This window comes from Cytobacillus praedii, from assembly GCF_001439605.1.
Taxonomy (GTDB): Bacteria; Bacillota; Bacilli; order Bacillales; family Cytobacillaceae; genus Cytobacillus; species Cytobacillus praedii.
The window spans coordinates 271,921-286,465 of sequence record NZ_LMBX01000002.1; the positions used below are offsets into that span (position 1 = coordinate 271,921).

At 36.9% G+C, this 14,545-nt stretch carries 12 protein-coding genes; 3 read left to right on the plus strand and 9 right to left on the minus strand.

Going from position 1 to position 14,545, the window contains the following annotated elements; all coding sequences use genetic code 11:
- Positions 1-114: 114 nt before the first annotated feature.
- From galE to ASU02_RS03220, 4 genes are all read right to left on the minus strand, one after another.
- Entirely contained in the window at positions 115-1,161 is a 1,047-nt protein-coding gene (galE, locus tag ASU02_RS03205; RefSeq protein ID WP_057760923.1) for a UDP-glucose 4-epimerase GalE, read from the minus strand.
- Between the two features lie 215 nt (positions 1,162-1,376).
- Positions 1,377-3,197: a polysaccharide biosynthesis protein gene (locus ASU02_RS03210; protein WP_057760925.1), complete on the minus strand. Its 1,821-nt coding sequence runs from the start codon at positions 3,195-3,197 to the stop codon at positions 1,377-1,379.
- Positions 3,198-3,870: 673 nt separating this feature from the next.
- Positions 3,871-4,782 (minus strand): pseudouridine-5'-phosphate glycosidase, encoded by a 912-nt coding sequence (locus ASU02_RS03215; protein ID WP_057760928.1) that lies wholly within the window; start codon positions 4,780-4,782, stop codon positions 3,871-3,873.
- Positions 4,783-4,797: 15 nt separating this feature from the next.
- Positions 4,798-5,895, minus strand: coding sequence for a carbohydrate kinase (locus tag ASU02_RS03220; protein ID WP_057760930.1), 1,098 nt, complete (start codon positions 5,893-5,895; stop codon positions 4,798-4,800).
- Between the two features lie 173 nt (positions 5,896-6,068).
- Between ASU02_RS03220 and ASU02_RS03225 the strand changes: the two genes are divergently transcribed.
- The gene (locus ASU02_RS03225; protein ID WP_057760932.1) at positions 6,069-6,485 is read left to right on the plus strand and encodes a MarR family winged helix-turn-helix transcriptional regulator; all 417 of its coding nucleotides are present in this window, start codon (positions 6,069-6,071) and stop codon (positions 6,483-6,485) included.
- Positions 6,486-6,641: 156 nt separating this feature from the next.
- Positions 6,642-7,844 carry an MFS transporter gene (locus ASU02_RS03230; protein ID WP_057760934.1) on the plus strand — a complete coding sequence of 401 codons (1,203 nt, stop codon included), beginning with the start codon at positions 6,642-6,644 and terminating at the stop codon, positions 7,842-7,844.
- A gap of 114 nt (positions 7,845-7,958) precedes the next feature.
- Here ASU02_RS03230 and motB read toward each other — a convergent pair whose 3' ends face one another.
- The 3 genes from motB to ASU02_RS26300 all read right to left on the minus strand — a co-directional run bounded on the left by motB (position 7,959) and on the right by ASU02_RS26300 (position 9,976).
- Positions 7,959-8,747, minus strand: coding sequence for a flagellar motor protein MotB (gene motB / locus ASU02_RS03235; protein ID WP_057760936.1), 789 nt, complete (start codon positions 8,745-8,747; stop codon positions 7,959-7,961).
- Entirely contained in the window at positions 8,740-9,534 is a 795-nt protein-coding gene (motA, locus tag ASU02_RS03240) for a flagellar motor stator protein MotA (protein ID WP_057760938.1), read from the minus strand. Before motA ends, motB begins: the two co-directional genes overlap by 8 nt.
- A gap of 229 nt (positions 9,535-9,763) precedes the next feature.
- Positions 9,764-9,976, minus strand: a complete 213-nt coding sequence (locus ASU02_RS26300) for a hypothetical protein (protein WP_131236061.1) — start codon at positions 9,974-9,976, stop codon at positions 9,764-9,766.
- 198 nt (positions 9,977-10,174) lie between these two features.
- On the opposite strand from ASU02_RS26300, the gene ASU02_RS26305 reads away from it, so the two are divergent.
- On the plus strand, positions 10,175-10,351 hold the full coding sequence (locus ASU02_RS26305; RefSeq protein ID WP_157684477.1) for a hypothetical protein: 177 nt from the start codon (positions 10,175-10,177) through the stop codon (positions 10,349-10,351).
- A gap of 50 nt (positions 10,352-10,401) precedes the next feature.
- On the opposite strand, the gene hutH is transcribed toward ASU02_RS26305, so the two are convergent.
- Positions 10,402-11,895, minus strand: coding sequence for a histidine ammonia-lyase (gene hutH / locus ASU02_RS03245; RefSeq protein ID WP_057760940.1), 1,494 nt, complete (start codon positions 11,893-11,895; stop codon positions 10,402-10,404).
- A gap of 308 nt (positions 11,896-12,203) precedes the next feature.
- The gene (locus ASU02_RS03250; protein WP_057760942.1) at positions 12,204-14,393 is read right to left on the minus strand and encodes a DNA topoisomerase III; all 2,190 of its coding nucleotides are present in this window, start codon (positions 14,391-14,393) and stop codon (positions 12,204-12,206) included.
- Positions 14,394-14,545 lie beyond the last annotated feature (152 nt).

Sequence of the window (14,545 nt, forward strand, 5' to 3'; positions counted from 1 at the left end):
ATAATCATCTGATCATATTTTCTCGAAGTATTCTTGATTGAATTTACCCACTTTCAATCTCAATTCACCCTTTTTGAATCTGTTCAACAAAAAAAATCCTCGCGATTCATTATGCTAGGATTTTTTGCCAGAAATTAATTCTGCTGCATTACTAAGATAACCATCAGGATTATTAGATTGCCATCTCCATGCATCCTCACACATTTCTTCAATTCCCATTTCTGCCTGCCATCCTAATTCCTGCTTCGCTTTAGATGGATCTGCATAACTGATCGCTATATCACCAGGTCTTGGATTTGTTATTTTGTAAGGTATTCTAACTCCAGTAGCTGATTCAAAAGCAGTAATTAATTCAAATACACTATTTCCTTCACCTGTGCCGATGTTATATGTCTCTACACTCGAAGTACTAAGTGTTTTTTCTAATGCTTTTAAATGGCCTTTGGCGAGATCAACAACATGGATATAGTCCCTCACACCAGTGCCATCTATAGTCGGATAACAATCCCCATAAATTTGAAGGGTTTGTAACTTTCCTGCCGCAACCTTTGTAATAAAAGGCATGAGATTATTTGGAATTCCATTTGCATCTTCACCTATGCGCCCGCTTTTATGGGCACCAATTGGATTAAAGTAGCGTAGAATAGTTATACTCCATTCGTTATTTGATATATATAAATCTCTTAACATTTCTTCTATCATTAATTTTGTACGGCCATATGGATTGGTCGGGTTTGTTTTACAGTTTTCCCGAATTGGCAAAAATTCAGGTATACCATATACAGTAGCCGATGAACTAAAAACCATTTTATTTACGTTAAATTTCTTCATTACTTCGCATAGAATAATTGTTCCTGTTACATTGTTTTGGTAGTATTGAAGAGGTTCTTTTACAGAGTTTCCTACTGCTTTTACCCCAGCAAAATGAATAACTGCTTCAATTCTATTTTCTAGAAATACGATTTCAATGTCAGTTTGGTGGAGTAAATTAATCTGGTAAAATAGGATTTTTTTTCCTGAAATTAATTCTATTCGTTTGACAGATTCTCTACTGCTATTTGAAAGATTATCCACTATTATAATGTCATAACCCGCCTGAATTAGTTCGACACATGTGTGACTTCCTATGTAGCCAGCACCTCCAGTTATGAGGATTGCCACTATAATCACCTCCTAAAAAAATAGAATTAGTAATCACTTATTAACAAAAATGAACTAAATAAGTTCTTTTGTAATCCAACAATCCTTTCAAAAAAATAAACTAAAACATCATTTTCATATATTTTTAAGTTCCTGATTCTGTTGCTCCTTCCACAATATATTGGATGGCTGGCTTATCAACAATCGGTTAAACGGTAATAGGACCAAGTTTTCTTCTAGAGTACCGCTAGCCTTCTATTACCAACGTGAGTATTGCTGAGAAAAAGCAATCTTGTTTTTAACATTTCACTATCCATTTGTGTAAATTCCTCTAATAGCTGCATAATAGATTCAACATCTTGACCGATTGATTTTCCAATATGAATTTTTGGATACACCTGTTCCTCGTGTACCTCATCTACTTTCAATAACTCTTCAAATAATTTCTCCCCAGGCCTTACTCCTGTAAATTTAATACCAATTTCTTCAATAGATTTTCCTGAAAGCCGAATTAAGTTTTTTGCGAGATCAATTATCTTTACCGGTTCTCCCATATCTAAAACAAAAATTTCACCACCATTAGCCAATGCTCCTGCTTGAAGTACAAGCCGAGAAGCTTCTGGAATGGTCATAAAATATCGAACCATTTCTGGGTGGGTAACAGTAACAGGGCCTCCTTTTTGAATTTGCCTTTTAAATAATGGAATGACACTCCCTCTACTTCCAAGTACATTGCCAAATCTGACGGTCACAAATTTTGTGTTACTTTTACTATTCATATTTTGAATAAGTATCTCCGCTAAGCGTTTAGTAGCACCCATAACACTTGTTGGATTAACAGCTTTATCTGTAGAAACCATCACAAAATTCTCAATATGATTCCAGCTTGCTGCATTTGCAACATTCAAAGTTCCTATCACATTATTCTTTACTGCCTCTTCTGGATTGCATTCCATTAAAGGAACATGTTTATGCGCTGCTGCATGGTATACAATATGTGGACGATACTTATTCATAACAAACATCATTTTTTCGTAATCTTGGATATCTGCTATTTCAGTACAAAATTCAATTTTTTTGTGACAATATTCCTCTTCCAAGTCCATTTTTATAGAATATATGCTATTTTCACCATGACCTAACAAAATGAGTTTTTTTGGATCAAATAATGAAACTTGCCGACATATTTCTGAACCAATTGACCCTCCAGCTCCTGTAATTAAAACGACTTTATCCTTGATAAATTCAGATACCCCATCAACATCTAATACAACAGGTTCTCTCCCTAACAAGTCTTCTTCCTGAACATCAAGAAATTGATTTATAGAAATCTTTCCAGTCATTAAATCTTCAAGCATCGGTATTGTTTGTGTTTTCCTTTTGGTTTCCACACACAATTGGAAAATTTCATTTAATTCTTTTCCCCTAAGAGATGGGATTGCAATAACAATATTTTCAATATTGTATTCCCTAACAACTCTTTCAATTTGCCTTCTTCCTCCAATTACTGGTATCCCAAGTATTTCTAGTTGATGTTTTTTAACATCATCATCAATAAATACAATGGGTAATAATTCAGCATCCACATTTTGTAAAAGCTGCCTAACTACCATCATCCCTGCTGATCCTGCACCAACTATCAACGTTCTTTTTTTATTATGAAACTCTTTAGTTTTTCTGTTCCTTACTACCCTCCAACAAAAACGTGGACCTCCAATTAATAATATATGAAGCATCCAGGTTATCATTAGCAAACGAATGTATGCGTCTTGAAATATAATTATCTGGATTACTCCAGTCGTTAGGACTGATAAAGTAATAATTTTAAAAATAATAATAAGTTCGCCAATGCTCGCATACTCCCAAGATTTTTTGTAAAGCTTGTAAAGATATCCAAAAAGGTGGTGAGTGATTACTAATATAAATGAACTAAATAATAATTCCTTAGTCGTGATTTCGAGATAATTATTTGATAAAAAAATACCCAGGAAAATAGCTATAAGTACAACAAATGAATCAGATAAAAATAAAAAATAAAATCTATTTCTATAATCCATTCAAATACTCCTTTCAAATTATTAAAGTCCTTATCTATAAGGTCTTAAGTAAAAACCTCATAATTAAAAACTTTAAAAAAGTGGGCATCTAACCCGTCCTCACACCATACTTTTGACGACTCGCGTCTAAGGTTATTTCAACCCACAATATAGCCGAGTGCCTCCATTGATAACGGTAAAGAGACATCACCTCAAAAGCATATAAAAGAACGTTTCGTTCCCAATAAAGAACGAAAATAGTAAAAAATATATTCATATACTTAAATAATTGAATGATTCGGTAAGTTCTTAATAAAGATCAACTCAACCAAAATAATCACTTAGTTGTACGTTCATTTTAGTTCATTATAAAGAACATTTCAACAGAAAAATGTTCTTTTTTAATATTTTTTCATGAATTCCTCCCCAATTTATTAGCCCTTTTTACGGAATTATATTATATTTGTAATCCAAATATCACAAATGTTAAAACAATTTTCGTTATAAAGGACTAAAAACATTGAATAACTCTAAATTCTCAATATTTAATCAGAATTTTTCTCTAATATAAATTTCATTATAACGAATATTCTTAATTTTAAAATTAATAAACCCGACCATCGAACATAAAAAGACTAGTCTAACCTTTGCTTTGAAGATTAGACTAGCCTTAATTTTAAAATAATCCTATTCTTTATTTCTGCAAACTCACAGCTATTCTTGAACCTACCTCAGCATTATGCTTCACTAAAGCGATATTTGCAATCAAGCTCTTTCCTTCTGTTAATTCTTTTACTTTGCTTAAAAGGAATGGCGTCACTTTCTTGCCTTCAATATTGTTTTCCTTTGCTTCCCTCAATGCAGATTCTATGACATTTGTAATAAATGCTTCGTCCAACGCATCCGCTTCTGGAATTGGATTAGCAATCACAACACCGCCATTTAACCCTAATTCCCATTTTGTACGAATCATCGCTGCTGCTTCTTCTGCAGTATCCACACGGTAATTAACATTGAAAGGACTTGTACGTGTAAAGAAAGCAGGAAGTGCATCTGTTTCAAATCCAACAACAGGCACACCATGTGTTTCTAGGTATTCTAATGTTAGTCCAAGATCGAGGATTGACTTGGCGCCTGCACAAATAACCGCTACATTTGTTTGAGCAAGCTCCTGTAGGTCAGCAGAAATATCCATTGTCGTTTCCGCTTCACGGTGAACACCGCCGATTCCTCCTGTAACGAAAACCTCAATGCCTGCAAGCTGTGCACAAATCATTGTAGAGGCAACCGTTGTCGCTCCGTTTTTCTTATTGGCGATTAAATAAGGCAGGTCTCTGCGGCTTGCTTTTTCGATATCTTTGCTAGTTCCTAGAAACTCAAGATCCTCATCTGAAAGACCAATTTTTATTTTTCCATTTATAATCGCAATTGTTGCTGGTACTGCACCATTTTTACGGATAATTTCTTCTACTTCCTTTGCCGTTTCAACATTTTGCGGATAAGGCATCCCGTGTGAAATAATGGTTGATTCTAATGCTACTATGGGTTTGTTTGCTTTCTTAGCTTCTTGTACCTCAGCAGAATATTCTAAATAATTTTCCATCATGATGTGTTATCTCCCTTATTTAAAGAATTTTTTAAATGTTTCTTGCAGACGAATATGATTTAATGTGGGATTTACTGTTTCATGTGACTCGAGAGTCAAGATGGAACATGCGACCCCAATCTTACAAGCATCTTCTGTGTTTAACCCTTTTAAATGAGCGAACATTATGCCCGCAACGAGTGAATCTCCTGCACCAGTAACGTCTACTACACTAACCTTTGGCGGAAGCACAACACCCGCTTCACCCTTTTTAGTAAAATAGATTAAGCCTTTGTCACCGCGAGTAATAACGACCTTTTCTACCCCTTTTTCCATGATTTTCTCTGCAGACTTGAAAAAATCTCCCTCATCTTTTATCTTCATATCGGACAAAGCCTCAGCCTCATCTTTATTTGCAATTAGCCATGTGACGCCTTGAAGATTAGGCGGAAGCTTTTTAACCTTTGGAGAAGATACAGGTGTAATACAAAGTGGAATATTTTCCTCCTCGCATCTGCTAATCACCTGTTTCAGCACCTTATCTGGAAAATTCGTATCCATGACAACCATTGCTGATGATGCAATGTATCCCCATCTTTTTTCAATAAAATCTGTATCGATGGAGTCATAAATTGCCATATCCGCTAAGGCAACAGCCATTTCTCCTTCATTATCCAATATAGCTGTATATGTGCCAGTCGCCGCATTCGGTGATACTTGAGAAGGGCTGATATCAACAAATGACTTCGTATATTCAAGCAGCCATTCACCCTCATGATCCTCTCCGACAATTGTCATAAGTGCCACATCACAGCCAAGTCTTCCTAGGTTCTCGGCAATATTTCTTGCTACCCCGCCACAAGATTGGGAGCTTTCAGCAGGATTAGATGTTCCTAACTGAAGGTTACTCAGCGTTTGGATTTTTCTATCGATATTCGATCCCCCAATAGAGACAATATCTTTTCTCTTTGGAAGAACATAGGCTCTGCCAAGCAGTTTTCCTTCTTTTGTTAAAGAGGAAATATATCCTGCAACAGCAGATCTTGAAAGCTGTGTTTTCTCAGCTATTTCAATTTGTGAGATAAATGGGTTCGCTTTAATAAGCTGCAGTATTAGTGATTCTTTTTCATTCATCGTAGCTCAGCCCTATCATTTTTAAACTTATGTCTATATTATAAACATATGTTTTGTTAATAAGCAATGTTTTTATTTCTTCAAACATCACAGCGTTTTCCATAAAAAAACTAGACAAATTTAATGGAGAAGAATATACTTAGCTAGGTAACTAATTTAAACTAGGTGATTTTATGAGCGAAAATCAAAGTAAATTCTTTCATTCGATAAACCAATTCACTCGTCATTTTTCCAAGTCATTAAATGAGGCTCTCGTCCCTCTAGGCTTATATTCCGCTCAATGGACCATTATCTATCTTCTAAAAACAAGAGGACCCGCATCACAAAAGGAACTATCTCTTTATTTAGGAGTGGAAGCACCAACAATGACTCGTACTTTAGCAAGATTAGAGTTGGCAGGCTGGATTTCAAAAATAACCGGCACGGATAAACGGGAAAAAAAGATCATTCTGACTGACGCTTCCATTCAAAAATATGAAGTTTGGCTTGAAGCGGTTCGGTCATGTGAGAAAAATATATTAACAAATGTTAGTGACGAAGAAATTACCACAACAATGGATATCATTGAAAAAATGAATAGAAACCTTTGAATACAAACTGTTTTGAATATGCTTAGCTCTAGTATGATCTATGCAATCGGTGCCCTGCCGATTGCTTCTTTGTCTTCGTCAAACTCCAGACTTCAAGCTAACATTCACACTCAAAAAACATCTAGTTAACATACTTACGATTTAACGGAGGTCATCATGAAGAAACAGCCATTATGGACAAAGGATTTTCTGGGAATATCCTTTATAAGTTTATTTTTATTTCTTGTATTTTATATTTTGCTTACGACATTGCCAATTTATGTATTAGACGAGTTGCATGGAAATGAAACCCAGGTAGGATTAATTGTTGCGGTATTTTTAATTGCTGCCGTTCTATGCCGTCCATTTACTGGAAAATGGATTGATACAATTGGAAGAAAAAAAATCCTGCTTTCTTCCGTAATCATATTTTCCTTCGCCAGTTTTTTATATGCATGGACAGATTCTATTCCTCTGCTGCTTGGACTCAGGTTCTTACATGGGATCGGTTTTGGAATGGCAACAACCGCAACTGGGGCAATAATAGCTGATATTGTTCCGAATGAAAGAAAAGGGGAAGGACTCGGCTATTATGCTTTATTTATGAATTTAGCCATGGTAATTGGTCCCTTTGCAGGACTAACGATTATCCAAATAACAAGCTTTAAACTTCTCTTTATTTTGTGCACTGTTTTAGCTTTCTTTGCACTCCTATTATCTCTTATTGTTCGTATTCCAGAGGCATCAATCCCTGAAGAAACAGGACATTCCACATTTTCGATTGGCAGCTTTTTCGAGAAGAATGCTATTTCAGTATCCATTGTAGGGGGAATATTAGCACTTGCTTATTCAGGAATCCTTTCATTTATTTCCGTTTACGCAAAAGAATTAGGTTTATTTAAAGCAGCCAGCTTTTTCTTTGTTGTTTATGCAGTTGCCATTGTGATATCTAGACCATTTACAGGAAGATGGTTTGATCTCTATGGGGAAAATAAAATCGTGTATCCTTCTATTATTTTGTTTGCTATCGGAATGATCATGTTAAGTCAGGCAAATAGCACCTTCCTATTCCTATTTTCAGCAGCTATTATCGGACTGGGCTATGGAAGTCTATCACCAAGTTTACAAACTGTTGCCATTAACAATTCAGCCCCTTCCAAGAGGGGATTAGCTACATCTACATTCTTTACATTTTTCGATTCAGGGATTGGAATCGGTTCCTATGCACTAGGTGTGATCGCCGTATATACGAATCTGTCCACCCTGTATTTAGTTCTTGCAGGGGTGGTCCTTCTTGCCTTTCTTGCGTATTATCTTCTTCACGGCAAAAAATCAAATAACCAGAATATGCTGCATACGGAAGCTGATATTTCATTGTAGAAAAAGAGCCCATTTAAGGGCTCTTTTTTTGTAAAAAAGGATATGATTCTCTTTCCAAAGGAGTTCAGCAGTTTTTTCAGGACAATGTATATACAATTACAAAAAAAGCTAAACCTATTCAGGTTTAGCTTCTGTTCTTGGTAAGATTAAAATTTCAACTCTTCTATTTTTAGCTTTTCCTTCAACAGTATCATTTGAAGCCACAGGCTGGAACTCTCCAAAACCTTTAGCACTGAACATTCTAGGATCGAGCTCATGATTCTTTAAAATAATCTTCATAAAGTTAATTGCCCGCATAACACTTAGTTCCCAGTTTGAATCAAATGGAGCATTTCCAATTGGGACATTATCTGTATGCCCGCTAATAATAATATTTCTTGGCGGATCCATAACAAGGAGTTCAGCAATTTCGTTTGCTATCTTTAAATCCTCTGGTCTTACATCTGCACTTCCTGGTGCAAATAATACATTATCTCTAATGGAAACCATTAATCCCTCACCAGTTAATGATGTTTGCAGTTTCCCTGTTAACTGATTGTCCTCAATAAATTTATTAACTTTCACTTGGATAGCTTCCAATTCCTTCTGATCAACCTTTTGAAGTAACTTCTTATCAATCTTCAATCCATTCGGATCGTCTGCTTCTGTATCCTCTGTCTCTTCATCAGCCTGCATTTGTCCTTCAGGCAGCGGACTTGGGAACTCCATCATCCCCGTCCCCCCTGTAAGTGCACTGCTGAACGCTTTTGAAATCGCTTGAAACTTCACAGCATCAATAGAACTGGAAGCAAATAGAACAATAAATAAGGCTAGCAATAAAGTGAGCAAATCAGAATAGGGAAGAAGCCAAGATTCATCCACATGTCCTTCGTCATGACCCTTTTTCTTTTTTCGTTTACTCATCCTTTTTCACACTGCTTTCTTCAAGAAATTTCTTTCTATCACCAACAGGTAAATAAGAAGCTAATTTTTGCTCAATCACTCTTGGTGCTTCACCTTCTAAGACAGATAATACACCTTCAATCATCATTGATTTAAGCTTCACTTCTTGTTTTGATTTACGTTTTAGCTTATTAGCGAACGGATGCCAAAGTACATATCCAGTGAATATTCCTAGTAGCGTTGCAACGAAGGCAGCACTGATTGCATGTCCTAAAGCATCTGTATCACTCATGTCTTTTAATGCTGCAATCAATCCTACTACTGCACCTAAAACTCCCAGTGTTGGAGCATATGTTCCAGCTTGTGTGAAAATTAGCGCACCAGCAGAATGTCTTTCTTCCATCGCTTCAATTTCTTCACTTAAAACGTCACGTATGTAATCAGCACTCTGTCCATCAACCGCAAGTGACAAACCATTCTTTAAAAAGGGATCATCTATTTCGCTCGTTTTAGCTTCAAGAGCAAGCAGTCCTTCTTTTCTAGCTAATTGCGCCCACTCAGAAATCATTTTGATTAGATCAATCGGATCCATTTGCTTTCTTTCCTTAAAAATGACTCCGAATAACTTGGGAACCCGCTTGATTTCACTAGTCGGGAACGCAATAATTACAGTTGCTGCTGTACCTGCAAGGATGATCAAGATTGCTGCCGGGTTTGCTAATGCAACCAAATCTACCCCTTTTAAAACCATCCCAACCCCAACTGCAACGAATCCTAGTATTAACCCAATTAACGATGTTTTATCCATATATCCTCACCTATCTCTATTAATCTATGAATGATTTTTCCGCACAATATTGCCTTACTTAATTCAGGATAATATTAAATGATTTCTTATTTCTTATTTCGACAAAATTCTTATAAGCTTTAGGTGAAATTAACATTTTTAATTTATTTTCATTTTTTTATGTATTTAATGAAGAGGTCAATATAGTAGAAAGCAGGGATCGTTCATCCCTGCTTCCGCCTTTCATTCATTAGAACCAGCAGCATCTTCTTCTGCAGCGATGTCTATTATGGTCTTCTGCACCAGCAACATTTCCTCTTCTGCAATGATGGTTGTGTCTATTTTCATCTTCCGCGCCCATAACGAACACTCTGTTTGCTCGAATAATAACTTGATCAGCATTTATTACTCGTCTATTGTTGTTATGATGTCTGTTATTATCGTTATCCCAATTACTACACATAAATTTCCCCCTCCTTCCATCTCAATTACTATAGAATATGTAATCAATAAATAATCGAATGGACAAACATGCCAAGAAATGACATATTCCTTAAAAATAAGCATTCACCTAGCACTCCTTTTAAAAGAAAGCCTCTTAAATTTAATCTACATAGGTTTTTATGAATAAGGGGAAGATACTTGAAGAGATAGGAAAGGGGTGTTTATTATCGCTCGCGGTGAACATTTTAATCACAAAAAGAAAAATCATCCAGGTAATTTCCCAGACATTACCGAAACACAAAAACGTGCAGCAACAGAAGCACAGGAGGATGAAGAATTTCTTGTTGTGCAGGAAGCCTTCAAAAATCGTTTAGAGGAAGATGAAGATAGATAATAGCAGGAAAAAAGAGGGTCTAATTCATTTAGACCCTCTTTCATTTCATTTTATAATATGTCTACGTTTCCATTCTTAAGCCATGCGGAGCATGCTGCAATATCCTTAGAAAAGACACGATCCTTAGTTATGGAAGGAATAATCTTACGTGCCGCTTCATAAAACTGCTTTGTTTTATCTGCCATTTTCTCAATTCCTCTGTATTCTACTGCCTGAAGTGCACAAATTAGCTCAATCGCAAGGACATTATTTACATTCTGCACAATTTGATACGCATGTCTTGAACCAATTGTACCCATGCTCACATGATCCTCTTGATTTGCCGAGGACGGAATTGAATCCACACTTGCCGGATGGGCCAATGTTTTATTTTCAGATACAAGTGCAGCGGCAGCATATTGAAGAATCATTGCACCTGATTGAAGACCAGGTTCTGGGCTTAAGAATGGCGGCAAGTCACTTAACTGCGGATTAACTAAACGCTCAATTCTACGCTCCGAAATATTTGCAAGCTCCGCAACAGCTATCTTCATAAAATCCATAGCAAAAGCAATTGGCTGTCCATGGAAGTTTCCGCCTGAAATGACATGATTCCCATCATCAAAAATTAACGGATTATCGGTTGCAGCATTTATTTCGATTTCTAGCTTTTCCTTTACATAATCAAGAGCCTGCCATGAAGCCCCATGTACTTGCGGAATACAGCGAATGGAGTATGCATCCTGAACACGAATATCTCCCTGTTTAGTAATTAAAGCACTTCCTGATAAATATTCTCGTATTCTCCTAGCCGTATCTACTTGCTGTTTATAGCCTCTTGCTAGATGAATTTTCTCATCAAATGCATCAATAATGCCGTTCAAGCCTTCCATCGTTACCGCAGCAATTAATTCACTTTGATAGGCAAGCTTCTCTGCTTCCAAATAGCCGACAACCCCCATCGCTGTCATTGCCTGTGTACCATTAATTAATGCTAGTCCTTCTTTTGCTTCTAAAGTAAGAGGCTCTATTCCTTCTTCCATAAGAACCTCATTAGATGCTCTCTTTTCCCCCTTATAATAAACCTCTCCCTCTCCTACTAGAACGAGTGCTAGATGGGAAAGTGGTGCAAGATCCCCGCTAGCACCAAGGGATCCTTGCTGCGGAATCACTGGATGGATTTCTTTATTAACTAATTCAATCAGACGCTCAATAATAATAGGGCGTGCCCCTGAAAATCCTTTCAGTAACGCATTAGCCCGTAAAAGCACCATGGCACGTGACACAAGCTCAGGAAATGGCTCCCCAACTCCACATGCATGAGAACGAATAAGATTAAGCTGAAGATCGTTCACATCATTCGGATCAATGAGAACATCGCTAAATTTTCCAAATCCGGTATTAATTCCATAAACTACTCTTTCCTCATTTACGATCTTCTTAACAGCGTCATGACTCTTCCTCACCTGATCCATGCTTTCCTCAGATGCGGAAACCTGTTCATTATTGAATAAAACCTTTTTTACTTCCTCTAAAGTTAATGTGTTTCCAGATAAAATAACCATTTCCTTCCTCCTCAATACATTAGTGAGATAAAGAAAAGGCTGTACTTCAAACAAGCGTTTGAAATACAGCCTTTTTGTATGAACGAGCTACTAATTGACAAGTCATAGCAATCATTCCAATCGAAAATTTTCCGAATATAATTAATTTTACGATCAGAGCGGATTTATTGTCAATGAATAATTGTAAAATTTTAACAAGTTAGATTGTTAGCAGAGTAAAGTGTTTTTAAAAGATTAGGCTTTTTAGCAAACAGTATTCAAACAACTCTCTTTTAGAAAAGTACCAACATTAAAGAGAAATGAACCACTTAATCAAATTTTAATCCCTTTAACGCCTCTGCTAATGCATTATTGATTGGTTCTTCTTGTTTATTTTGTTCCTTTAAATACTTTTGTACAGTACGCTTATCTACCTTCCCCTTTGATTCCTTTTTACGGCGTGCCTCGAAAGCCGATAGTTTTTCACGATAGCCACATTTACATGCGAAAATTTGGCCTTCGCCTTCCCCTCGGAGCTCTAGCTTCTTCTTACATTGCGGGCAGCGTGCATTCGTTACGCGTGCGACATTTTTTCGATGGCCACATTCCCTATCCTGGCATACGAGCATCTTGCCCTTTTTCCCATTCACTTCAAGCATTGGTTTTCCACAATCTGGGCAGCTCTTTGTAGAAATGTTGTCGTGCTTGTATTTTTTATTGCTCGCTTTAATGTCTGCTACAATCTCTTTCGTATATCGTTTCATCTCACCAATAAAGACTTCCTTTTTCAGCTTGCCTGCAGCGATAGCTTCGAGCTTTTGCTCCCACTCTGCTGTTAAGCTAGGCGATTTTAGCTCTTCAGGCACTAAATCCAATAACTGCTTACCTTTAGAGGTAATATGGATATCTTTGCCGCGCTTTTCAATAAGGAATGAATTGAAAAGCTTATCAATAATATCGGCCCGTGTTGCAACTGTCCCTAATCCACCGGTCGATTTTAATGTTTCTGCTAACTTTTTATCTTCTGTTTCCATATATTTTGCTGGATTTTCCATCGCCGAAAGTAATGTTGCCTCATTAAAACGTGCAGGCGGCTTCGTTTGACCTGATGTTTGAGCAATTAATTTTACATTTAATGCATCGCCTTTTTCGATGCGAGGCAAGAGCTGTTCCTTTAAATCATCTGCTGCCTCATCATCTTCAAATCGATTTTCATATACTTCCTTCCAGCCGAGCGATAAAATTGTTTTCCCTCTTGCAGCAAAGTACTCCTCACCGATTTTCGCACGAAGGGTTAATTGCTCATATTCAAAGGCAGGGAATAATACGGCTAAAAATCGTTTAACAACTAGCTCATAAATTTTGCGCTCTTTATCTGTAAATGCAGAGAAATTTACATAGCTTTCTGTTGGAATGATGGCATGGTGATCGGATACTTTGCTATCATCAACAAATGATTTCGACGCTTTTATCGGTTTGGTTAAAATCTTATTAGCTAATGAGCGAAATTCTCCGATTCCACATGCTTTTAAGCGTTCAGGAAGCGTTCCGACGATATCTGAAGAAATATAACGTGAATCCGTTCGAGGATAGGTTAAAACTTTATGCTGTTCATACAGCTTTTGCATAATATTTAACGTTTCCTTTGCAGAATAGCCAAAGATTTTATTCGCATCACGCTGGAGCTCTGTTAAATCATAAAGACCTGGAGCATAAGACTTCTTTGGCTTTTTTTCCATTTTTGTCACAATGGCATTTTTGCTGCCTAAATTCTTCACAATCCCATCGATTTTCTCTTTATCAAAGCTGCGGCTGTTTCCCTTTGCATCTTGCCAGGTTAACTTTAAGTTATTAGTTGTTTGAGCTTCAATGCCATAATAGGTTTTTGCCTTAAAGTTTCTAATTTCATCCTCGCGTGCAGCAATAATCGCTACAGTTGGTGTTTGTACACGGCCGCAATTTAGCTGGGCGTTGAATCTAGTAGTTAAGGCGCGTGTTGCATTTAAACCGATATACCAGTCAGCCTCAGAACGTGCAACAGCTGATGCATATAAATTGTCATACGCTTTGCCAGGCTTTAGGTTAGCAAAGCCAGCTTTAATTGCCTTATCCGTAACAGAGGAGATCCACAAACGCTTCATCGGTTTGCTCACTTTTACTTTATCTATAATCCAGCGTGCAACCAATTCTCCTTCCCTCCCAGCATCTGTAGCCACGATGATTTCATTGACATCTTTTCTGGACAGCTGACTTTTAACCGCTTGAAACTGTTTTCCAGTCTGCTTAATCACCGTTAATTTTAAACGCTCCGGAAGCATAGGAAGATCTTCTAAATTCCATGTTTTATATTTCACATCGTAGCTCTCTGGATCGGCAAGTGTGACCAGATGGCCCAGTGCCCAAGTAACGATATATTTATCACCTTCAAGATATCCATTACCTTTCTTATTACAATTCAGCACACGGGCAATATCACGTGCAACTGAAGGCTTTTCTGCAATTACAATACTTTTTGCCATCTTTAAAACATCCTTTCGAATTTCCGTAAGTTAAATATAGCATACGTCCTTAATGGAATCAGTAATTCTGAATTTATCCGTTTTTATTGGAGGAGATAGTGAGGAATTCCTATCGTAGGTAAGCTTTCGTTTCCAAATGATCAGTATCTGCT